Genomic DNA, 20,247 nt, shown 5'->3' on the forward strand with positions numbered 1-20,247 from the left:
TGACGCGTCAGCTACTACTCATGGCACCCGGAATGAGACGGCTAGTGAACCCCGCGTCACACAGGCGTCCATAGGCCAATCTCGCCCATTCGGGGACTTGCTGCCTGATCACGAATCCCCGCTCGGGATAGGTCATGAGTCTCTGTTGCGCCCCAACAAGCATGTCAATGACTAGTCGCGCATTCCCGATCGAGTCGACGTACTCCGAGAGCGTCATCGCCGCAGAGGAACTCACCCACGTCACTTCCGGCCAGACTTTACACGCCGTAGCGAATGACCGACGCTCCTCATAGGGCTTGCTGACCAGTAGCGCAGATTCAACGGGCACCCCTCGCTTTTCCAGCAAAGCTCGCGTCAGCGTGATGTTCTCGCCGGTGTTCCGAGCCCGCGGCTCGACGAGGATCGCGTCCGCCGGCACTCCAAGCTCTACGGCCCGCTCGCGGTAGTGCTCGGCCTCGCCCTTCGGCATCACTTCGCGGGTCGTGCGGCTGGTGGCGCCAGTAAAGACGATCAGCGGGGCCAGTCCGCGGTGATACAGGTCGGCCGTGACGTCAGCTACTCCGAGATCGTGGCTGCCGAGCCCGATCGCCACCGAGCACCGCCGGGGTTCGTGGCCCATCTGCTGGAAGTCCCAGAGTTCCTGCGCGTCGGCCCATGCCTGTACAGAGATCACGCCTTGCCGCCTTCTTCCTGCGCCGAGTCAGGCACCTTGAAGTCGTAGGACCACGCGAAGCTCGTGACCGCATGAACGCCAATGGCGAACTCCACCACCGTGTCCTCTGCGGTGTAGGTGGTGCGATGCAGCTCGACTACCCACTCCCCGGCAGGGAGCTGCAAGAGCTTGGACTCGGTAGCGCTAGGCGTCCGGGGGTGCGCGGCAAGTGTGGCGCGGCGTGCGATCTGGATCAGACGCTCGTCTCGCCTGCTGGGCCCTGCCTGGGGCATGATCCGCCCATGTTTTACATTTGTTGTACGCTCGATTTATGAGCATTGGCTTCCGTCCTACGGAAGAGGACAACGAGATAATCCAGGCGCACAAGCGGACCGGCGAGTCGACCGCGGATGTCCTCCGTAGGGCTCTACGGTCCCTCGATCGCGAGGAGTGGGAGCGGCAGGCCCGCGAGGACATGGAGCGGATCGCTGCTAGCGGCGAAGATCTGTCTACCGAGCCGGATGATTGGGGCTTCGACGAGGCTGGCGAGGCGGTGCTGTTCCAGCAAGGGCCAGCTTCCGAGTCTCGACCTGCGGCAGGAGCTGAGCGGGCTGAGCATACAACTGCTTTTGGGCTGGCCAGCGCAGAGGCAACCAGGGCTGGTGTTCCTGGTCTCCTGCTGGTGCCAGAGGTGAAGGCGGTGCAGGATGCCATCCGGGCGGCCCATAGGCAGCTTCCCAACATGCAACTTCCCTTCATGCAAGTGAAGTGGTCGCAGGACGCACTGCGTGCGGCAATCGATATTCACCGCCAGCAGGTGAATGCACCAAAAGATCCTGAGGCGGGTCCGAGACTGGCTAGTGAAACCTTCTTCCAAAGACCGCCGACCGAAGTGGCCGCAAGCAGCGTCCATTTCGTTTCCGACCTCAAGGCTTATACCTCTAGGGAGCATGAGCCTTCCGCTTCATCGGAGCTCGATCAGGCGCACCACGCTTCATCGCATCACCCTTTGCCTCCGAAGTTGGCGCGTCTTCACGCTGCGGTCCGTAGGGCCAGTAGGCGGTGATCCGGGGCGCGGTATACAAGATTGACCTTGGCACGGACAAGCGGGGTCGTGAGCAGCAAGGCAAGCGTCTCGGCATAGCCATGAGCCAGCCCCCCACTGGGTGGTCGACCGTGACTGTTGTACCGACCTCGACGAGTGCGAGTGCGGCAATCTTCAGGCCGGAGTTGGTCATTGCCGGACGAGAGACCTTGGCCTTGGTTGACCAGATTCGATCGATTGACATTGGCTTCGTCCTAGGCGAACCCGTCGACGTTCTCACCCACGCAGATCTAGCCCAGGTGGATTACGCGTTGGGTCGCTGGCTGGGGCTCAGCGTGAACCTGAACATCTGAGTTTCTGCACGGAGTGGCTGTGAAGCGGGCCAAGAGACGATGGCCCGCCTCAGACAGGCTGTGCGCCCTGCTCTGGGGCTGCAACGGTCCTGTAGGCCGCCGACGGCCAGCGACTTTGGCACAGGTGCGTGTTCAGGGCCATCGCAGTGTCGGTTCGGGAAGGTCCTTCATGACCACGTCGCGGCAGCGGAGGCCTTGAAGGTTCGCTCAGCAGCGCAGCCCCTGCCCGCTAACCTGGTACGCACCACCTCAGAATGGAGAGTGCTCCACGGATGGGACCGAAGACGGCCAAGGTCTACGAGACGATTCGTGACCGACTCGCGTCAGGCGAGTACGCCCCCGGCGACAAGATGCCCTCAGAGCGCACCCTGTCAGAGGAGCTCAGCATCGGCCGAACGGCGCTTCGACAGGTCCTCGCCCGGCTCCTGTCAGAGGGTGCGTTGGAGGTACGTGGCAGGAGTTCGTACCGGGTGCCCAGCGCGGTGAGCGTCGAGACGCCCGAAGGATTGGAACCGTGGCTCATCCACGGCGAGCGGGACCTCTACGACAATCGATGGGTCAAGCTGCAGCTCTGGGACGTGGAGCCGCCTGGCGTAGAGCGGTTCGAGCATCACGTGGTGAAGCTCCACCACGTAGCCGTCACCGCGGTTCTGGACGACCAGGACCGAGTACTGATGCTGTGGCGGTACCGCTTCGTTCCGCAGCAGTGGGGGTGGGAGCTTCCGGGCGGCATCGTGGATGAGGGGGAAGATCCTGCGACCACGGCGCTCCGGGAAACCGAGGAGGAAACCGGGTGGCGCCCGAAGTCCGTGGAACACGTCGTCACCTATCAGCCCATGGTCGGCATGGTCGACTCACCGCACGAGATCTTCGTTGGTAACGGAGCCGAACGGGTTGGCGCTCCGACCGATCTCGAAGAAGCAGGCCACATCGAGTGGGTACCACTGGCCGATATCCCGGCGCTCATGGCCCGAGGCGAACTGATGGGCTCTGGAACCCTCGTGGCCTTGCTCCACATCCTCGCGAGTCGAGGCAAGCCAGGGGTTACAGCCGCTCACTGAGAAGGTCGATACGGCGGCGCTGCCGCACCGAACCGGTGCGGCTCGCCAGTAGCCGCGCCTTTCTCAGGTTGGTGTTCGCGTCGTCGTACTCGGCTCGTGCCAGGTGCGCTTGAGCGAGGTCCGTGTGGAGCCCGGCCTGGGCACGGACGAAGGTCGGATCCACCACCTCTAAGGCTCCGTACAGGCTGGTAATCGCGTCGGCATCACCCAGCAGACCCAGGACATTGCCCCGCCATCGGGCAAGGTGGCCGTCGTTCAGGAAGATACTCAGCATGTCCGGGTCTCTGTCCCCAGAACCTGGCGGGATGCTCGCCGCCGCCGCGTCGAGCGCGCGTCGACAGTCCACGGGCATACCGGCATAGGCGCACAACTCTGCCTCGGCGGCGTACAACCATGCCCAAAGGCGGGGCGATCCTCCCTGGCCAAGAACACGTTGAGCATCACGAACCAGCTCCAGACCAAGTGCCGGCCGACCCGCCTCGCAGAGTACGTATGCCTGCTCTCCCATCGCATGCGCGAGATACATCGGCGCCTCAGCGTCGCGCGCTGCCCGCTTGGCGACTTCGTAGTACTTCCAAGCACGTTCAACTGCCCCCGAGTCGATCGCCTGCCATGCAGCCATCGTCGACGCCCCAGCAAGCGCCAGCGCCACCGGTCGGCGCGCGCTTGGGAGCACTGCGAAGTTCAGCGCGTCCTCAAGAGCTGCGAGGTGCCCCGTCACTTGGTCCACGAGGCCAGCGGCACCCATCTGGCGGTCCATGGTGCGCAGTAGCTCGGTCTGATCGTTGAACGTCTTCACCATGGATTCCGCGACGCTGTGGGCCGAGTCGATCCTGCTCAGCAGGTCCTCGTACCCGTCGGTCATCGACGGCGCGATTACAAGCGGGCTGTCCCGCAGTTCCGCGTCGGTGATCCCCAGGAGTTGCCGCAGAACCGCCGCGTAACGGTCCGAGATGGTGCGCTTGCCGTTCTCCCATTCGGACACGTACACACGCAGGCTCGCGGTTGAGGCAACGTCCGTGAGGTGCCGTCGGGCGTACTGCTCGATTTCGCGGATCAGTCGTTCCTGAGACCAGCCTCGCGACTTTCGCGCGCCCCGAAGTCCTGTGCTGATAAGCCACCACCCGGCGATAGAACCACTCACTGATCTTTCCAGCATGCCTCACATCGGTGCAGGTCAACAGGGGTTAACAGAACAGGAGTTAAGTCCTGTTGGCTACCGAGAACCCTCCTCTAAGCGATCTCCTGTAGGTGCACCGCAGGGGGCACACGCCACTCGAACCGGCGAAGCCTCTTGACTCTGGTGCGCACCAGTTGCATGCTTCTGGTGCGCACCAGATGGCGGACTCGCCTCCGCCAAAGGTGCGCAACCAGGAGCCCCGCATCGGACGGGGGGAGGTTCCCGGCGCCTTGTCAGCCGGAGGGCTTAGACCGAAAGGTCACGTCTCCATACGCCTGCACCGGGAGCTCGTGTTCCCGGAAGGAGACATCAGCAGGACCCCACATCCCCGCAGCACTCTGCGGCCGGTTGCCTCCGCTGCTCGTCTCGTACGAACAGCGCTGAGGGGAGCCGGATCTACCGACTTCAACGGCGCGCGGCCCCGGTGCGGGAACACCGGGGCCGCTGTTCGGGCCGTTCCTGTATGAGAGGAACACGACCCAATGGAACACATCGTTACTGTTCAGGACGCTGTTACCGCGTTCGCCGACTTCATGGAGCCGACGAGCGCTGAACTGGACACCATCGAGCACGAGATGCCCGTCATCCTGGCGGACGTCGAACTGCTGGACGCACAGATCATCACCCTTGACCGCACACCGACCGAGCTGGACGCACGGCGCCTGCGCCGGGCCCGCCGCAAGGCCCTCGCCGCCCGCGTGGCGCTCGCCAACGCCGCCGCGACGGTGGCGGGGGTGGGCGCGTGAGTGCCATCGACTCGAAGCTGACGGCCGCGCACGCCGAGGTGAAGGCCGAGATTGTCCGCACCGACACCAAGACCAGCCTGCTGCTCGCCTTCGTCGGCGCGCTGCTCGCCGGGACCTGGACCGTCGGCAAAGACGCACCCCTGACCGCCCCCGCCTACGTGGCCGGCGGACTCGGTACGGCGCTGCTGCTCGCCGCGGCTGCTCTGCTGCTGCGCTCCGTGCGCCCCAACCTGGGAGGCCGCCACGGCTTCCCGCTGTGGGCCACCCTCACCGCCGAGGAGATCAGCGCCACCCTGGCCACCGACCTGAGCGCGGACATCGCGGGCCTGTCCCGCATCGCCGTCGCCAAGTTCACCGGCCTCAAGCGCGCCGTCGACCTCACCTGCGCGGGCGGTGCGCTCCTCGTCCTCGCCGCGCTGCTCGCGGCAGGGGGTGCGCTGGCATGAACCGCACCGGAAAGATCCTCCTGATCACCGCACTGGTCGTGGTCGTCGCCATGGCCTTCCGGGTCTCCTGGAACGCGCTGCGCGACATCGCGGGCGCGGTCGGGGCGGATGCCACGGCCGCGATGCTCTACCCGTTCGTGGTCGACGGCCTGATGGCCCTCGCCCTGGTCGCCACCCTGGTGCTGGCCGGGCGGGACCGGACGTTCGCGCTGCGGGTGCTGGGCACATACACGCTCGCCTCGCTGGTCCTGAACTACGTGCACGGGCTCGTGCCCGAGCTGCACGGTCGATCGGTCGACTGGGGACGGCTCGCCGACTGGGACCCGGCGAACTGGGCGCTCGTGCTGCTCGCCACGTCGCTGCCGGTCGGGTCGATCTACTTCGGATCGGATCTGGTCGCCAAGGTCCTGCACCACCGCCCCGCCCCGATCGACCCTCCGACCGTAAATGCGGAGGAATCCACCGAGACCGCAATCAATCGGTCTACCGCTGACCTGCCCGGATCGACCCCGGAGCCGGTAGCGGTGAACCGAGCGCCGATGCCGACCCCGGTACCGGTCGGGTTCCTGAAGTCGGCGATGCCGCTCAAGCCCGTACCGGTGATCGAGCCGACTCCGAAGGCGTCGATCGAGTCGCGTGCGGTGGCCGCCGAGTCGACCCGCCCGCGCCGGGCGACCGGCCGCGTTCCCAACGTGGCCCGATCGCCCCGGCCCAAGCGCACTCCCGAGCAGCTGCTCGCTGAGGCGCGCACCGCGACCGCCGATTGGCCGGACGCGAAGTTGACCGCCGAAGGCATCCGGCTCGCGGTGCGCACGTCGCCGAAGAACGCCCGCACCCTGCGCGAGGCCCTGCGCGCCGAGCGCGCCGGGGCGGTGGCCTGATGCCCGCCGCCCCGTTCCCGTCCGCCCGTCGCACGTCCCCGAGGAGGGGTTGACCGTGGCCAAGCCCGATACCCGCCGCATCGACCGTGAGATCCGCGAGACGACCCGCAAGCTCGAAGCGGCCCGGGAGCGCCAGATGTGGCCGCTGACCGGCCGCGAACGCCGCGCCGTCCTCGCCGCCTGCGCCGGTGGCGTCTACCAGGTCGCCCGGCACAAGAACACCGACCGCAGCACGCAGAAGGCCGACACCGCCTGGGCGGCGGCCGAGACCCGGCTGAACGCGGAGATCACCGCGTTGCAGGTCGAGCGGCAGCGCATCGTCACCGAGAACGCCAGGGCCAAGGCCGCCAAGAAGTCCTCGGGTTGGTGGTGACCCGCCCGCTCGGCGCAGAACGGCTGTCAGGCAGCCCAGCGCATCGCGCTGCAGCACGAGCATCGCAGCAACCCGCCCGGCCACTGACCGCGCCCCCGCCGGGGCGGCCCTGCCCCTGCACGGCCGCCCCGGTACCCCTCAACTTCCCGCCCCGATCGGGGTAGTCAGGAGTTCCTCCGTCATGAGCGAGAACGTCGTTCACCTGCACAAGCACCCCGACCCGCCCGCCGCCGACACTGCGAGCGTGACCACGCTGACCGTGGTGCCCAACCCGGCGCCGCCCGCCCCTGTTCCGCTGTGGGTGCGCTCCGGCCGGGCCGTCAAGACCGCTGTCACACACGAACGCACCAAGGGTGCGGGCCGGTTGGCGGCCCGGCACACCATGTACGCGGTGGGCGGCACGCGGATCGTGTCCCGCCGCGTCTGGGACGGCCGCACCGCCTCCCGCTACGAACGCATGCTGCGGGCGGCCGAGGCCGCCGGGAACTACGAGGTGGCGGCCGAGTGGGAGGAGCGCGGCCGCCAGTTCCGCGCGGCCCGCCACCAGCGGCGCATGGACCTGCTCCACTCGCCCGTGGATGCGGCCCGGGGCCTCGCGGTCGGCACCGGCGCGGGCATCGGCGCCCTGATCGCGCTCGGGGTGGCCCTGGCGATCGCCAACGAGGACATCGCCGACGTGCTCACCCCGCTCATGGCCGTCATCGGCCTGATCAAGCTGCTCATCACCATCGTCACCGTCGTATGGGGGCCGCTGGTCACGCTGGGCCCGTTCGTGGCGCTGCTCGCCCTGTGGGGCGTGGGGCGGCACCAGCAGGCCGCCCCGAACTGGGCGCTGCCCGAGCGGGTCCGCAACGGCGAGGGCGAGCCCATCACCCCCTCGATCGTGGTCAAGGCGCTGCGGGATCTGGGGGTGCCCGCGCTGCGCAACGCCATCAAGGAGATGGGCGATGCCGGCGCTTCCATGCTGGGGCCGATCACGATCGCCGGATGCGGCGTCGAGGTCGACGTCACGCTGCCCTCGGGGGTGTCGACGATCGAGATTCAGCAGCGGCGCCGCAAGCTCGCGGAGAACCTGACCCGGCACAAGCACGAAGTGTTCATCACCATCCCGCCCGCCGCCCGCACCGTGCGGCTGTGGATCGCCGATTCCGGCGCGCTGGACGAGCCGATCGGCCCCTCCCCGCTGGTCACCGACGACACGGCCACCTCGAACTACAAGACCGGCAAGGCCCCCTGGGGGCAGGACCTGCGCGGGGATGCGGGCCTGCTGAGCCTCTATCAGCGCCACGTGCTGGTCACGGGCCGCTCGAACCAGGGCAAGACCGCCGCCCTGCGGGCACTGGCACTGTGGCTGGCGCTGGACAAGTCGGTGCAGTTCTGGCTCGCCGACCTCAAGGGCATCGGCGACTGGAAGTGGCTCGACGGCATCGCCGGGGTCATGATCGAGGGCCCGACCGACGAACACGTCATCCAGGCCACCGAGATGGTCGAGGACGCCGTCGACGAGATGAACCGCCGGGTGGAGGCCCGCCGCACCGATCCGAACGTGGTGTTTCCTCCGCTCATCGTGATCGTGGACGAGGCGCAGGTGGCGTTCATGTGCCCCGCCCTGGGCGAGGACAAGCGGCCCTACGGCGGCTCCAAGGCCACCTCCCGGTACTTCATGGCCGTCCGCAAGATCCACAACCAGGGCCGCGCGGTCGACGTCCTGATGTGGCAGGGCACCCAGGACCCCACCGACCAGAACCTGCCCAAGCTGGTCCGCGAGGGCGCCCACACGCGCGCCTCGCTCGTGCTGGGCACCGAATCGCAGTCCCGCATGGCGCTGGGCGACAAGGCCGTGGACGACGGCGCCGCCCCGCACGAGCTGCGCCAGGGCCTGGACAAGGGAACCCTGGTCGTCGCCTCCGACGGCATCGACATCCCCCAGGGCCAGTCGTCCATCACGGTGCGCACGCACTACATCGACGACGACGCCGCCGACGCCATCGGCGCCCGCGCCAGGATGCTGCGCGACGGGGTCACCACCCTGCACGTCGTAGAGCGCGACGAGCAGCGCGACTCGCTCGCCGACATCGCCGCCGTCCTCGGCGACGCGCCGCGGCTGCTGACCCAGGACGTCCTCAAGCGCCTGGCCGCACTCGACGAAGGTGCGTACGGCACGTGGTCGTTCGGTGATCTCACGCGCGTCCTGGAGGGCACCGGCGCCGAGCCCTACAAGTCGGACGGGCGCATGGCCGTCGCGGCCGACCGCCTCGCGGCCGCTCTCAAGAACCGCGACGGCAATGGTTCCGCTTCGGCCGCGAAGTAGAGGGAGGCAGGCCCTCTCGGGTCAGGGAGGCAGGGAGAACTCCCTGACCGCCTCCCTGACCCGCCTCCCTGGCCCTGACCTGCATGAATGATCGTTCAGGGAGGCAGGGAGGCCCGCAGGCCAGGCCCCTGAAACCCCCTTCTCACGCCGCATGACAGGGGGTGCCTCCGCCTCCCTGACCACTTCCCGGAAGGGATTCCGCATGCATCCCGAACGCCAGCGTCACGCGCCCGTGGAACGGGCCGTGACCGTCCACCAACCCACCCCGATCGTCCCGGCGCAACCGGCCCCGCTCGTGCCCGTACAGGCCAACGGCCACGTCGCCGCCGTGCAGTCCATCGTGCTGCCCGACGGGCGCGTAGTCACCGGCTACGCCATCGACACCGCCAAGCCCGAACCCGTCGCAGCCAAGCCGCTCGTCTCGCGGACGGCGGTGAACATCGCGCTCGGCGGCATCGGGTTCGGCGCCATCTGCGGCGGGCTGCTCTTGCTCACCACCTTCATCACTGCACTCGCCGCCCTGGTGCAGCAGCTCATCATCCTGGCCGCCGTCATCTTCGGCGGATGGATCGCCGTCCAGATCTTCGGCGGCCGTTCGCGCGGCGGGATCACGGTCAACGCCCGCAAGGCCGTGATCAAGCGCAATCACTTCCATGGCTGAGCCCGCCAGCGGTCACGATCGCTCTCGCTGGACCCAACCGGCCACGAGACCCGCGACCAGCGGCACCAGCGCCCACACCGATGCCTCCAGGGCCGCCTGTGGCCATGGCAGTTCGTCAAGCCAGTGCTTCAGCCCCAAGAAGAGCACGAACCCCACCCCGTAGGCGGCAACCACCACCCCGGCCTTGCGCCAACCCGTCATGGTCCTGCGCCTACTCCCGCTCGCCCGCCTTACGAGGCAGGGGCGGCCCCCGCATCTCACCAAAGAACCGGGGCCGCCCTTGTCCACCTGATCCCTACAGACCTGTGGAGGTCTCCAGCATGACCCAACCCACCGACATCCGGCGAGCCCCTAGCGGCGGCCTGAACGAGCGCCTTTGCACCGCCCTGGATCTCGCGGCATCCGGCATCCCCGTGCTGCCGCTACGAGCCGGGAAGGTGCCGTTCGGCAACTGCCGCGCCTGCGCGAGCAACGCGTGCGGCGGCCGGCCGAACATGAAGACCCCCGGCCCGTGCACCTGCCCGGCGCCCTGCCACGGCTGGGCCGCCGCCACCACCAACCCCGACGTCATCACCTCCGGCATCTGGCAGCGCACATGGGCGCAAGGGGAGACCGTCGCCTACCACCCCGGCGGGGCCCGGCTCACGGTCGTCGACCTGGACGACGCCGACGCGATCACGTGGGCCCGCGAAACCCTGCCCGCCACGCAGACCGTGCCCACCACGCGGGGTGAGCACTGGATCTACCAGGGGCCGATGCCCTCCGCCAACAAGGTCCGGCCCGGCGTCGACATCAAGTCGGCCATGGCCTACGCCCGGTGGCTCGGCCCCGGCACCGGCACCCTCACAGCACTCCCGGACTCCGTACGCGCGCTGACCGCAGAGCAACCCGCCACGGCCCGGCCAGTGGCCGTCACCATGCCCGCACGGAGCGGGAACGGCCACTGCCCGCACCGCACGCCGACCTACCTGGAGCGCGGCCTCGCCATGGCCGAGCAGCGCATCACCGACGCCCGCAGCGGCGTGCACGCGACCGTCTACCGCACCTTCCTGGCCGTGCTGTCCACGCACGGCCGGTGCGGCTGCCTCACCGACACCCACGCCGCACGGCTGTTCACCGCCGCGCAGGCCAGGGGCGAAACGGCCCGGCACTGCACCGATGCGTGGACCAACGCCCGCACCGCACTGGGGATGTGAGCCATGTCCGACGACGAGAAGAACCCCGCCCGCGAGGTCATCACCGACTACGCGCAATCCCACTTCCGCTACTTCCGCACCGCCGATGGCACCGTCTATGCGCAGAAGAACGGCCACCCCGTGGCCCGCCCGATCCGCTCCCAGGGCACCACCGGCAGCCACCGCCAGGAACTCATGGTCGGCTTGTTCAAGGACGGCCGCGGCGTGTTCAACGGCACGGCCCTGAAAGAGGCGTTGGACTTGATCGAGGCGCTCGCGCTGACCGAGGGTGTGCAGCCCGTGCATATCCGGGTGGCCCCCGGGTTCGACGGGGCGACGTGGCTGGACCTGGGCCGCGACGACGGGCAGTCCGTGCGCATCCACCCCACCGGCTGGGACATCATTGTCCCCGATCCGCGCGAGGTGTGCTGGCGGCGCACCCAGCTCACCGGCGAACTGCCCCTGCCCGCCAAGGACACCGACGGCAAGGGCATCGACCTCCTGCTGCGGCTGTGCAACTTCGCCACCGCCGAGGCTGAATGCCTGGCCCTCGCCTGGCTCATCGGCTGCCTGGGACCCTCCGCGCCCGTCCCCGCCCCGTTCCTCACCGGGCCGCAGGGGGCGGGTAAGTCCACGGCGGGCAGGATGCTGGTGCGGATCGTCGAGGGCATGAGCAGCGATCTGCGCCGCGCCCCGAAGGACGAGGAGAACCTGATCGCTGCGGTGGCGGCCGGGTGGGTTACCGCCCTGGACAACCTCTCCTACATGACGCCAGACCTGTCGGATGCGATGTGCTGCATCGTCACCGGAGCCGAAAGCGTCAAGCGCGCCCTGTTCACCGACGGGGATGTGGTCCGTGCCCGGTACCGCCGCCCCATGCTGCTGACCGGAATCGATGTCGGCGTCATCCGGCCCGACCTCGCCGAACGGCTCCTGCCGCTGCGCCTGGAGCGGCCCCGCGTCCGGCGTACCGAGGCCGAACTGTGGGCGGAGTACGCGGAGGTCCTGCCGGTCGTTCTCGGTTCGCTCCTGGACCTCGCGGTCAAGGTCCGCGCGGCCGATGCGGAGACGCCCACCGATCTGCGGATGGCGGACTTCGCGCACCTGTGCGCGCAGTTCGACGCGGCCACCGGGCTGGGCGCGCTGGGCGCCTACCGAGCCAGCCTGGACGATCTCAACGACGACGTCATCGAGGGCGACCTCCTGGCGCAGACCGTCCTGCGGCACGCCGAGACCCTGGAGCCGGGGGCAGAGCAGCGGATGACCTCCACCGAGTGGCTGCACCTCCTCAGCGTTCTTTACAGCGACGACGGATCGCGTCCGCTGCCCAAAGGCTGGCCGACCACCGGCAAAGTCCTCTCCGACCGCCTCAAGCGCCTGCAGCCCACCCTTGCCGCCCGTGGTGTCCTCATCGACTCGGGCCGCACCAGCAAGGGCCGCTACCTCGAAATGACCCGCCTGCCCGCCCCGCCCTCACCCGAGCAGAAGCGCATGTTCTGATCCGCGCACCGCGCTCGCCCGGACAAGCAAGAAGAGCACCACCGGCCCCGCGTGCTCCTCTTGCTTGTCCGGCGCAACGCGCCGCCTATAAGACGTGCCGCCAAAGCGGCTCCTTCTTCACGCTTTGAGCCGCACCGCACCACAACAGACACCCCCTCTTTTGTCCTAAGAGGAGAGACGCTGCGTCATCCGCGTCACCCACGCACGGAAACGGCCCCTGACCTGCGGCTGAAGCGATGACGCAGACGGCAGCCTCTGCGTCATCCTGCGTCATCTGCGTCACCCGACGACGCAGCCCGTGACACACCGATGACGCACCCCCTGACCGCTGCGTCAATCAAAACCGCAGGCCAGAAGCCCAGGTGACGGTGATGACGCAATGACGCATAAATCCGCACCTCGGACACACGCGCCCTGAGAAGTTCCCGAACGGACCACGACTCAACGCGAGGACCCCCATGAGCCGAACCCGTTCCGCTGAACCCGACCCCCGCGCAACGCTCCGGGCCGGACTCCCAGACCGCTACCTCACGCCCGACGACATCGCCGAACTCTTCGAAGTGCCCCTGGAAACCGTCTACCAGTGGCGCAAGAAGCGCACCGGCCCGCCCGGCTTCCGCGTCGGCAAGTACGTCCGCTACGACCCCACCGCCGTACGCGACTGGACAAGAGAGCGCATGGCCGCCGACAAGGCCGCCTGACCGGCACCCACACGAGCACGTCCAACCACCCGCAGGGCGGGGCCTTATGGCCCCGCCCTGCTTCGCTCTGCGAGAGGATCGCGCCCGCATGGCCGGCCACATCCAAGACCGCTGGTTCAAGACGGAAAAGGACGCCGACGACAAGACCCGGCGCGTGAAGACCGAACGCCACGGCATCGGCATGCGCTACCGAGCGCGCTACGTCGGGCCCGACGGCACCGAGAAGTCCAAGAGCTTCCGCGACGGACAGAAGCGCCGTGCGGAAGACTGGCTGACCAACATCGAAGCTGACATGTCGCGCGGCAACTACACGGACCCTGCCGCCGCACGGATCACCTTCAAGCAGTACGCCGAACGCTGGATTGCTGCTCAGTCCACGGACGTGTCGTCGCGGACCACCACAGAGACACGAATTCGGCTCCATGCAATCCCGTACATCGGATCACGGCCGCTGTCGTCGTTCCGGCCGAGCCACATTCGTACCTGGGTACGTCAGTTGGAAGACTCTGGGCTCGCGTCGTCGTATCGACGCGGCATCTTCGCGAACGTATCCGCGGTCCTGACCGCTGCCGTTGACGATGGGCTCATCCCCCGGAACCCCTGCCGAGCCAGTTCGGTGACGGCCCCGAAACCGGGCGGCGAACGTATCGTCCCGTGGACCGCAGAGCAGGTGTTCGCCGTCCGCGAGGCTCTACCGGCGCGCTTCCGGGCCATGGTGGATCTCGGCGCGGGGTGCGGTCTGCGCCAGGGCGAAATCTTCGGTCTGCCTGTCGACTCCGTGCGGTTCCTTACGGGATGGCTGCACGTCGGCCTCCAGATCAAGGTGGTGAAGGGAAGGGCGTACTTCGGGCTCCCAAAAGGCGACAAGGAGCGTGACGTTCCCCTGCCTGAGAAAGTCGGCCAGGCGCTGGCTCTCCACGTGAAGCAGTACCCGCCCGTGGAGATCACCCTGCCGTGGATGAAGCCCGACGGCCCGCCCATCACCAAGCCGCTCATCTTCTCGGGGCCGCAGGGCAACCACGTCTACCGGAGCAACTTCAACATCAGCCCGTGGAAACCCGCCCTCGCAGCAGCAGGGCTCATCCAGCGGCCGGAGGACGGCGGCCCCCTGCCCTCCGCGCGCGAGCACGGGATGCACGCGCTGCGGCACTTCTACGCTTCGGTGCTCCTGGACGCCGGGGAGAACATCAAAGCGCTCAGCAGCTACCTCGGGCACACAGACCCCGGGTTCACCTTGCGGGTCTACACGCACCTCATGCCGAGCAGCGAGTCCCGGACGCGAAAGGCGGTCAACGGGCTCTACCAGGCTGCCGGGGATGGAGAGGACGTCTCGGGAGCAGCCCAAGCGGCATAGCGGCCAGCGTCAGCGGCGGTAGTGGTGCGGGCATTCGCAGCGGTGTCAGTGCTCCTGCCAGATTCGGTATGCAGCCCGTACCGGCACTGGAAAAATCCCGACTATGAACGCGTGGGTGACACTGCTCGCGGCCATCGTTGGCGCCGCCATAGCGCTCGTGGGACAGCGCCTCGCAAAGCGCGCTGAAGACAAGGCACGCCTGTCGGAGTTGCTCATGGAGCAGTGCGCCTTGATCGCTGCCTCTGAGACGGATTTCGAGGATCGCATCTGGGAGGAGCGGGTCCTCGGCATGGAGGACCGTGTCAGTGGCTTTGACCTCCCCGCCCACGTGCTGGCGTCTGTTCGCCTCAAGATTCTCACTCAGGACGGCGCATTGCTCGCGGCGCTTGAGGAGTTGAACGTCGCTGGCAAGGAGCTGGGGAGCTACTGGAGGCAGGGCCACAGGGACGATGACACGTACACAAGGCTTTGGCTTCGACACCACAAGGCCATACCCAAGTTCATCGAGGCGAGCGGCGAGGCGGTCCGCCGGCGCCTCGCGTCGGCCTAGCCCGCAGCGCCTCACGGCCCACGCACGGCCCAGCAAGCAGCAATAGGCCGCCCGCCCGTGCCATAACCGCAGGTGGGAGGCTTATTCTCGTCGGATGCCTGCCAGTTCTCCGGGTACAGGCATGGTTCATCCAGTGTCGCAGACGGCGGGAGCCCGGCCTGATCGCCGCCTCCGCCCGTGGCGGTCGCTGCCCCCCGCAGCCCATGCACTTAGACTCGAACATGTGAGCGACCTCCCGCCTGACCTGCCGCGTCTCCGCACCCTGCGGACCTGGCACGCCATGTGGGTTCAGCGGTTGGACGAGGCGATCTGGGCCGCCGAGCGGCGTGAGGCCGAGCGGGTTCGTGGTGAGCGGGCCCGGCCGCCCGTTCCGGACTGGCTCGTCGAGCAGGGGCTCGACGGGCGCGCCCCCATCTACGTGCACGTCGGCGGGTGCCACATGGCGGGCAAGCGGTCCCGCGGCGTCAGCCGGGGCCAGGCGCGCCAAGCGCTGTACGAGCAGGTCGACGCGTGCCCGCACTGCCGCCCCGACACCGAGCTCGGCGTACTGGAGTGAGCTACGCCGGCTCCAGGTCGGCGTGCAGCATGTTGTGGTCCGAGTACTCGGTGAGATGCACCTCGTGCCCGCGCGGGACGAAACCGCGCAGGAAGACGTAGTCGAACTTGCTGTACCAGTCGGTGGTCACATCGCAGCTGCCGGTGGCCGCGGGACCGCACTCGGGGTCCACGTCCTCGGCCAGGTCCCACATCCCGGAGAGCTCGGGGGCGCCCGGCATCGCGTTGAAGTCGCCGAGCACGATCGTGCGGTCGTGCCGGGCCACCTCCTTCGCGAGGACATCGACCTGTTCCGCCCGGAACTCCGCCTGCTGCCGCTGGGCGAGGTGCGTGTTGAAGACCCGGACGGGCCTGCCGTCCACCTCGGTGGTGACCGCCATGTACCCGCGGTCCTCGGATCCGCCGTCGGGATACTCCACGCTCACCCGGTCCTCCATCGGCGCCGCCGAGAGGATCGCCTGCCCGAACCCCCCGGGGTTCCACGGCACTCCCCCGCATCGGCTCCAACTCTGCAGCACCGACCCGTACTCGACGTGGTAGTCAAGGCCGTACAGGTACTGGAGGTAATCCCGGATTCTCTCCACGTCACGCACGCACGCCTCCTGCAGCCCGACGACCTGGGGCGCGTACGAGGCGATGTCCGCGGCCCGGCCTGCGTTGCTCCCGGATTCGTTGCAGGGGTTGCAGATGTTCCACGTCATGACGCGGTTCGGCACGAAGTCCTCGGGGGCGTCGGCCGGCAGTTCCTTGGCTACGTAGGAGCCGCCCGGCGCACTGGGGCCGAGGAGCGCCATGCAGGCCAGGATCATGCCGCCCGCGAGAAACCGCGCGCCTGTTCCGGACACCATCGCCTCCTCAAGGCCCTCAAGGTGGGGACACGGCAGCACCCGCAGTCTCCCCGCACGCCACAAGGCTATGGGACGGGGCGTAAGCGGCACATGAGGTGCCTGGATCCGTCGCACACGAGGAGCACGAAAGGACACGAAAAGGGGCCCGCCGTCTCTGTCGACGACGAGCCCCTCACGTACAGAACGCGCTACAGATCACGTACGTCTACGCGGCTCAGCCCGACCCCACAAAAACCACGAGCAGCAGCCACACCACCGGCGCGGTCGGCAGCAGCGAGTCCAGGCGGTCCATGATGCCCCCGTGACCGGGAAGCAGCGTGCCCATGTCCTTGATGCCGAGGTCCCGCTTGATCATGGATTCGCCGAGGTCACCGAGGGTCGCGCTGGCGGCGACCGCGAGGCCGATGAGCAGCCCCTGCCACCACGTGCCGCCGTCTATCAGGAACTCCATGCACAGCGCACCGCCCGCCATCGCGAACGTCACCGCGCCGACCAGGCCCTCGCGGGTCTTGCCGGGGCTGATGCGCGGGGCCAGCTTGTGCTTGCCGAAGCGCCAGCCGATCGCGTACGCCCCGGTGTCGCTGACCACGGTCAGGAGCAGGAACGTGAGCACCCGCATCGCGCCGTCGTCCGCGGTGAGCATCATCGCCACGAACGTGGCGAGGAACGGGACGTAGAACGCCGCGAAGACGCCCGCCGTGACGTCCTTCAGATAGCCCTCGGGCGGCTCGGTCATGCGCCAGACGAGCACCGCGAGCGCGGTGAGCGCCATGGCGACCCAGGCGCCCTCGGGCCCGCGCACATATCCGGCGACGACCATCGCGGCGCCACCCACCGCGAGCGGTACCAGCGGCGCCTTGATGCCCTTGCGCTCCTGAAGCCGTGAGGTGAGCTCCCAGAGACCGACCACGACGGCGACCGCTATGACGCCGACGAAGACGGCCTTCACGATGAAGAGCGACGCGATGATCACCACGCCGAGCCCCACGCCGACTCCTATGGCCGCGCCGAGGTCACGGCCCGCGCTCTTCTTCTGCGGCGCCTGAGGCGCACGCGGCGCCTCGGGGGCGGGCTGTGATGCTGCGCTGGGCATGGGCTCCTGGGGTACGTCAGGCACGTCAGGCATGTCGGGCACGATGGGCATGGGCCGCGTCTCTGCTGGATACAGGGCGTCATGCGCATCGTACGCGGGACCTGCCGGAGCAGCCCCTTGAGCACCTTGAGCAGGGCCCTGGTCGGGCGGCCCCCAGTACCCGGCTCTGGGAGGCGCCCCCCGGGAGAAGTCGTTCACGGATCGGATTCCTCAGTCCTCAGACCTCGAGCCCTCAGACCTCGAGCAGCTCGGCTTCCTTGTGCTTGAGCAGCTCGTCCACCTGGGCGACGTACTTCGCGGTGGTGTCGTCGAGCTCCTTCTCCGCGCGACGGCCCTCGTCCTCGCCGATGTCGCCGTCCTTGATCGCCTTGTCGATCGCTTCCTTGGCCTTGCGGCGGATGGAGCGGATCGAGATCTTGGAGTCCTCGGCCTTGGTCTTGGCGACCTTGATGTACTCCTTGCGGCGGTCCTGCGTCAGCTCGGGGAACGTCACCCGGATGATGTTGCCGTCGTTGCTGGGGTTGACGCCCAGGTCGGAGTCGCGGATCGCCTGCTCGATGTTGCGCAGCGCGCTCTTGTCGAACGGGGTCACCACGGCCATCCGCGGCTCGGGCACCGAGAACGAGGCCAGCTGATTGATCGGCGTAAGGGCGCCGTAGTAGTCAGCCACGATCTTGTTGAACATCGCCGGGTGCGCACGGCCTGTGCGAATCGCGGCGAAGTCCTCCTTGGCGACCACGACGGCCTTCTCCATCTTCTCCTCGGCCTCGAGGAGGGTCTCTTCGATCACCACTTGCTCCTGCGTGTTGTGAGTGGGCTGGGGGCGCCCCCACACGGTGAAGTAGGGGGAGTCCATGGGGTGTCGGCTGCGTCGCGTCTCTTTCCCTGCACCGTGTCCGACCGGCAGGGCTTTGTCCATCCCCCGGGGGGCGTCCCCGGGATCAGGCGCGGGTGCCCTCGTCGCCCACGAGTGTGCCGATCTTCTCACCCTTGACGGCACGGGCGATATTGCCGGCGGAGAGCAGCTCGAAGACCAGGATGGGCAGCTTGTTGTCGCGGCACAGCGTGATCGCGGTCATGTCGGCGACCTTCAGGTCGCGGGTGATGACCTCGCCGTAGCCGAGCGCGTCGTACTTCACCGCGTCCGGGTTGGTCTTGGGGTCGGAGTCGTAGACCCCGTCGACGCCGTTCTTGCCCATGAGCAGGGCCTCGGCGTCGATCTCCAGGGCGCGCTGCGCCGCGGTCGTGTCGGTGGAGAAGTACGGCATGCCCATGCCGGCGCCGAAGATGACCACGCGGCCCTTCTCCAGGTGCCGCACGGCGCGCAGCGGGATGTACGGCTCCGCGACCTGGCCCATCGTGATGGCGGTCTGCACGCGGCAGTCGATGCCTTCCTTCTCCAGGAAGTCCTGCAGGGCAAGGCAGTTCATGACCGTGCCGAGCATGCCCATGTAGTCGGAGCGCGCGCGGTCCATGCCGCGCTGCTGCAGCTCGGCGCCGCGGAAGAAGTTGCCGCCGCCGATGACGGCCGCGATCTGGGCACCGTCGCGGACGACCGCGGCGATCTCCTTGGCGATCGCGTGCACCACGTCGGGGTCGACGCCAAGGCCGCCCCCGCCGGCGAATGCCTCACCGGAGAGCTTCAGCAGGAAACGACCGGGGACTTTATCGTCGCCACTGTTTGTGTCGGCCTTGGTGGTCATGGAGTTCTCGCTTCTTTTTGCTCGGCGCACATACGAAGAAGGCCATTGCCGGTGGGGTGTCGTTCGCATCCCATGCTCGGCAATGGCCTCCTCGTCAGATCCTGCGGTCGTACGTCGCGTACTGCCTTCAGTACGCGGGCGACCGCTGTCGACCCTAGCGGGGTCTACCGTCGATCGCGGTACGGACTCAGATGCCGACCTTGATGCGCGAGAAGCGCTTCAGGGTGACACCGGCCTCGTCCAGGACCTTCTGGACGGACTTCTTGTTGTCGAGAGCGTACGGCTGACCGAGGAGGGTGGCCTCCTTGAAGAAGCCGTTGACGCGACCCTCGACGATCTTGGGCAGCGCGGCCTCGGGCTTGCCCTCGGCGCGGGTGGTCTCCTCGGCGACGCGGCGCTCGGACTCGACGACCTCGGCCGGAACGTCCTCGCGGGAGAGGTACTTCGGCGCGAAGGCGGCGATGTGCTGCGCGATGCCCTTGGCGAGGTCGGCGTCGGCCTTGTCCAGCTCGACCAGAACACCGATCTGCGGGGGCAGGTCGGGCATGGTGCGGTGCATGTAGGCGGTGACGAAGGTGCCCGAGAACTGCGCGAAGCGGTCCAGGACGATCTTCTCGCCGAGGTTGGCGTTGGCCTCGTCGACGTACGCCTGGACGGTCTTGCCGGCCTCGATCTCGGAGGCGAGCAGCGCCTCGAGGTCGGCCGGGGACGTCTTGGCGATGTGCGCGGCGAGCGAGTTCGCGACAGCCTGGAACTTCTCGCCCTTGGCGACGAAGTCCGTCTCGCACTTCAGCTCGACGATCACGCCGGAGGTGTTGTCGTCGGCGATGAGGGAAACCACGGCGCCGTTCTCGGCGGAGCGGCCCTCGCGCTTGGCGACGCCCTTCTGGCCCTTGATGCGCAGGGCCTCGACGGCCTTGTCGACGCTGCCGTCAGCCTCGTCGAGCGCCTTCTTGCAGTCCATCATGCCGGCGCCCGTGAGCTCGCGGAGCTTCTTGACGTCAGCGGCGGTGTAGTTCGCCATGATCCTGAAATTCTCTTTCGGAGGTCTGAAAGATC

The 20,247-nt window shown here is 68.0% G+C and carries 24 protein-coding genes; 15 read left to right on the top strand and 9 right to left on the bottom strand.

The annotated features are described in order from the left end of the window. Window positions 1–7: 7 nt before the first annotated feature. Window positions 8–673, bottom strand: coding sequence for a YdcF family protein (locus ACWFR3_RS22150; RefSeq protein ID WP_453736322.1), 666 nt, complete (start codon window positions 671–673; stop codon window positions 8–10). Further along, a complete protein-coding gene (locus ACWFR3_RS22155) occupies window positions 670–945 on the bottom strand; it encodes a UTRA domain-containing protein (protein WP_453736323.1) in 276 nt (91 codons plus the stop codon). Before ACWFR3_RS22155 ends, ACWFR3_RS22150 begins: the two co-directional genes overlap by 4 nt. 38 nt (window positions 946–983) lie before the next feature. Between ACWFR3_RS22155 and ACWFR3_RS22160 the strand changes: the two genes are divergently transcribed. The 3 genes from ACWFR3_RS22160 (at window position 984) to ACWFR3_RS22170 (ending at window position 3,111) form a co-directional block, all read left to right on the top strand. Next, window positions 984–1,718 (top strand): hypothetical protein, encoded by a 735-nt coding sequence (locus ACWFR3_RS22160; protein ID WP_453736324.1) that lies wholly within the window; start codon window positions 984–986, stop codon window positions 1,716–1,718. After that, complete coding sequence (locus ACWFR3_RS22165) at window positions 1,715–2,050, top strand: type II toxin-antitoxin system PemK/MazF family toxin (protein WP_453736325.1); 336 nt, start codon at window positions 1,715–1,717, stop codon at window positions 2,048–2,050. The genes ACWFR3_RS22160 and ACWFR3_RS22165 overlap by 4 nt, the downstream gene beginning before the upstream one ends. 272 nt (window positions 2,051–2,322) lie before the next feature. Continuing rightward, complete coding sequence (locus tag ACWFR3_RS22170) at window positions 2,323–3,111, top strand: NUDIX domain-containing protein (protein ID WP_453736326.1); 789 nt, start codon at window positions 2,323–2,325, stop codon at window positions 3,109–3,111. Here the strand turns inward: ACWFR3_RS22170 and ACWFR3_RS22175 are convergent. After that, window positions 3,095–4,102: an XRE family transcriptional regulator gene (locus ACWFR3_RS22175; protein WP_453736359.1), complete on the bottom strand. Its 1,008-nt coding sequence runs from the start codon at window positions 4,100–4,102 to the stop codon at window positions 3,095–3,097. The genes ACWFR3_RS22170 and ACWFR3_RS22175 overlap by 17 nt on opposite strands. A 671-nt stretch (window positions 4,103–4,773) precedes the next feature. Between ACWFR3_RS22175 and ACWFR3_RS22180 the strand changes: the two genes are divergently transcribed. The 6 genes from ACWFR3_RS22180 (at window position 4,774) to ACWFR3_RS22205 (ending at window position 9,709) form a co-directional block, all read left to right on the top strand. After that, complete coding sequence (locus tag ACWFR3_RS22180; protein ID WP_453736327.1) at window positions 4,774–5,037, top strand: DUF6284 family protein; 264 nt, start codon at window positions 4,774–4,776, stop codon at window positions 5,035–5,037. Beyond that, window positions 5,034–5,483: a Pycsar system effector family protein gene (locus tag ACWFR3_RS22185; protein WP_453736328.1), complete on the top strand. Its 450-nt coding sequence runs from the start codon at window positions 5,034–5,036 to the stop codon at window positions 5,481–5,483. The genes ACWFR3_RS22180 and ACWFR3_RS22185 overlap by 4 nt, the downstream gene beginning before the upstream one ends. Next, complete coding sequence (locus tag ACWFR3_RS22190; RefSeq protein WP_453736329.1) at window positions 5,480–6,364, top strand: DUF2637 domain-containing protein; 885 nt, start codon at window positions 5,480–5,482, stop codon at window positions 6,362–6,364. Before ACWFR3_RS22185 ends, ACWFR3_RS22190 begins: the two co-directional genes overlap by 4 nt. Before the next feature lie 55 nt (window positions 6,365–6,419). Then, a complete protein-coding gene (locus tag ACWFR3_RS22195; protein ID WP_453736330.1) occupies window positions 6,420–6,737 on the top strand; it encodes a hypothetical protein in 318 nt (105 codons plus the stop codon). 181 nt (window positions 6,738–6,918) lie between these two features. Continuing rightward, window positions 6,919–9,048 carry an FtsK/SpoIIIE domain-containing protein gene (locus tag ACWFR3_RS22200; RefSeq protein WP_453736331.1) on the top strand — a complete coding sequence of 710 codons (2,130 nt, stop codon included), beginning with the start codon at window positions 6,919–6,921 and terminating at the stop codon, window positions 9,046–9,048. A 202-nt stretch (window positions 9,049–9,250) separates the two neighbouring features. Next, window positions 9,251–9,709 carry a hypothetical protein gene (locus ACWFR3_RS22205; RefSeq protein ID WP_453736332.1) on the top strand — a complete coding sequence of 153 codons (459 nt, stop codon included), beginning with the start codon at window positions 9,251–9,253 and terminating at the stop codon, window positions 9,707–9,709. A 12-nt stretch (window positions 9,710–9,721) separates the two neighbouring features. Here the strand turns inward: ACWFR3_RS22205 and ACWFR3_RS22210 are convergent, their stop codons facing one another. Beyond that, entirely contained in the window at window positions 9,722–9,910 is a 189-nt protein-coding gene (locus ACWFR3_RS22210) for a hypothetical protein (protein ID WP_453736333.1), read from the bottom strand. Between the two features lie 119 nt (window positions 9,911–10,029). Between ACWFR3_RS22210 and ACWFR3_RS22215 the strand changes: the two genes are divergently transcribed. From ACWFR3_RS22215 to ACWFR3_RS22240, 6 genes are all read left to right on the top strand, one after another. After that, the gene (locus tag ACWFR3_RS22215; RefSeq protein WP_453736334.1) at window positions 10,030–10,905 is read left to right on the top strand and encodes a bifunctional DNA primase/polymerase; all 876 of its coding nucleotides are present in this window, start codon (window positions 10,030–10,032) and stop codon (window positions 10,903–10,905) included. A 3-nt stretch (window positions 10,906–10,908) separates the two neighbouring features. Then, a complete protein-coding gene (locus ACWFR3_RS22220) occupies window positions 10,909–12,384 on the top strand; it encodes an ATP-binding protein (protein WP_453736335.1) in 1,476 nt (491 codons plus the stop codon). 458 nt (window positions 12,385–12,842) lie between these two features. Next, window positions 12,843–13,085: a helix-turn-helix domain-containing protein gene (locus ACWFR3_RS22225; protein ID WP_453736336.1), complete on the top strand. Its 243-nt coding sequence runs from the start codon at window positions 12,843–12,845 to the stop codon at window positions 13,083–13,085. Between the two features lie 88 nt (window positions 13,086–13,173). After that, window positions 13,174–14,439: a tyrosine-type recombinase/integrase gene (locus ACWFR3_RS22230; RefSeq protein ID WP_453736337.1), complete on the top strand. Its 1,266-nt coding sequence runs from the start codon at window positions 13,174–13,176 to the stop codon at window positions 14,437–14,439. Between the two features lie 103 nt (window positions 14,440–14,542). Next, a complete protein-coding gene (locus tag ACWFR3_RS22235; RefSeq protein ID WP_453736338.1) occupies window positions 14,543–14,989 on the top strand; it encodes a hypothetical protein in 447 nt (148 codons plus the stop codon). A 223-nt stretch (window positions 14,990–15,212) separates the two neighbouring features. Continuing rightward, a complete protein-coding gene (locus tag ACWFR3_RS22240) occupies window positions 15,213–15,545 on the top strand; it encodes a DUF6233 domain-containing protein (protein ID WP_453736339.1) in 333 nt (110 codons plus the stop codon). A 1-nt stretch (window position 15,546) separates the two neighbouring features. On the opposite strand, the gene ACWFR3_RS22245 is transcribed toward ACWFR3_RS22240, so the two are convergent. The 5 genes from ACWFR3_RS22245 to tsf all read right to left on the bottom strand — a co-directional run bounded on the left by ACWFR3_RS22245 (window position 15,547) and on the right by tsf (window position 20,212). Further along, the gene (locus tag ACWFR3_RS22245) at window positions 15,547–16,392 is read right to left on the bottom strand and encodes an endonuclease/exonuclease/phosphatase family protein (protein ID WP_453736340.1); all 846 of its coding nucleotides are present in this window, start codon (window positions 16,390–16,392) and stop codon (window positions 15,547–15,549) included. Between the two features lie 214 nt (window positions 16,393–16,606). Further along, window positions 16,607–17,683, bottom strand: a complete 1,077-nt coding sequence (locus tag ACWFR3_RS22250) for a phosphatidate cytidylyltransferase (RefSeq protein WP_453736341.1) — start codon at window positions 17,681–17,683, stop codon at window positions 16,607–16,609. A gap of 34 nt (window positions 17,684–17,717) precedes the next feature. Beyond that, window positions 17,718–18,275 (bottom strand): ribosome recycling factor, encoded by a 558-nt coding sequence (gene frr / locus ACWFR3_RS22255; RefSeq protein WP_127829926.1) that lies wholly within the window; start codon window positions 18,273–18,275, stop codon window positions 17,718–17,720. Between the two features lie 151 nt (window positions 18,276–18,426). Further along, window positions 18,427–19,188: a UMP kinase gene (gene pyrH / locus ACWFR3_RS22260; protein WP_397714914.1), complete on the bottom strand. Its 762-nt coding sequence runs from the start codon at window positions 19,186–19,188 to the stop codon at window positions 18,427–18,429. A 187-nt stretch (window positions 19,189–19,375) separates the two neighbouring features. Further along, a complete protein-coding gene (tsf, locus tag ACWFR3_RS22265) occupies window positions 19,376–20,212 on the bottom strand; it encodes a translation elongation factor Ts (RefSeq protein ID WP_389908938.1) in 837 nt (278 codons plus the stop codon). Between the last annotated feature and the right edge of the window lie 35 nt (window positions 20,213–20,247).

The sequence above is a fragment of the Streptomyces sp. NPDC055189 genome, from assembly GCF_053606765.1.

Bases quoted from the DNA above. Each gene is read 5' to 3' on its own strand.
- ACWFR3_RS22155 (WP_453736323.1), bottom strand. From the start codon at position 945: ATGCCCCAGGCAGGGCCCAGCAGGCGAGACGAGCGTCTGATCCAGATC.
- ACWFR3_RS22160 (WP_453736324.1), top strand. From the start codon at position 984: ATGAGCATTGGCTTCCGTCCTACGGAAGAGGACAACGAGATAATCCAG.
- ACWFR3_RS22170 (WP_453736326.1), top strand. From the start codon at position 2,323: ATGGGACCGAAGACGGCCAAGGTCTACGAGACGATTCGTGACCGACTC.
- ACWFR3_RS22180 (WP_453736327.1), top strand. From the start codon at position 4,774: ATGGAACACATCGTTACTGTTCAGGACGCTGTTACCGCGTTCGCCGAC.
- ACWFR3_RS22190 (WP_453736329.1), top strand. From the start codon at position 5,480: ATGAACCGCACCGGAAAGATCCTCCTGATCACCGCACTGGTCGTGGTC.
- ACWFR3_RS22200 (WP_453736331.1), top strand. From the start codon at position 6,919: ATGAGCGAGAACGTCGTTCACCTGCACAAGCACCCCGACCCGCCCGCC.
- ACWFR3_RS22205 (WP_453736332.1), top strand. From the start codon at position 9,251: ATGCATCCCGAACGCCAGCGTCACGCGCCCGTGGAACGGGCCGTGACC.
- ACWFR3_RS22210 (WP_453736333.1), bottom strand. From the start codon at position 9,910: ATGACGGGTTGGCGCAAGGCCGGGGTGGTGGTTGCCGCCTACGGGGTG.
- ACWFR3_RS22215 (WP_453736334.1), top strand. From the start codon at position 10,030: ATGACCCAACCCACCGACATCCGGCGAGCCCCTAGCGGCGGCCTGAAC.
- ACWFR3_RS22220 (WP_453736335.1), top strand. From the start codon at position 10,909: ATGTCCGACGACGAGAAGAACCCCGCCCGCGAGGTCATCACCGACTAC.
- ACWFR3_RS22225 (WP_453736336.1), top strand. From the start codon at position 12,843: ATGAGCCGAACCCGTTCCGCTGAACCCGACCCCCGCGCAACGCTCCGG.
- ACWFR3_RS22230 (WP_453736337.1), top strand. From the start codon at position 13,174: ATGGCCGGCCACATCCAAGACCGCTGGTTCAAGACGGAAAAGGACGCC.
- ACWFR3_RS22235 (WP_453736338.1), top strand. From the start codon at position 14,543: ATGAACGCGTGGGTGACACTGCTCGCGGCCATCGTTGGCGCCGCCATA.
- ACWFR3_RS22245 (WP_453736340.1), bottom strand. From the start codon at position 16,392: ATGGTGTCCGGAACAGGCGCGCGGTTTCTCGCGGGCGGCATGATCCTG.
- pyrH (WP_397714914.1), bottom strand. From the start codon at position 19,188: ATGACCACCAAGGCCGACACAAACAGTGGCGACGATAAAGTCCCCGGT.
- tsf (WP_389908938.1), bottom strand. From the start codon at position 20,212: ATGGCGAACTACACCGCCGCTGACGTCAAGAAGCTCCGCGAGCTCACG.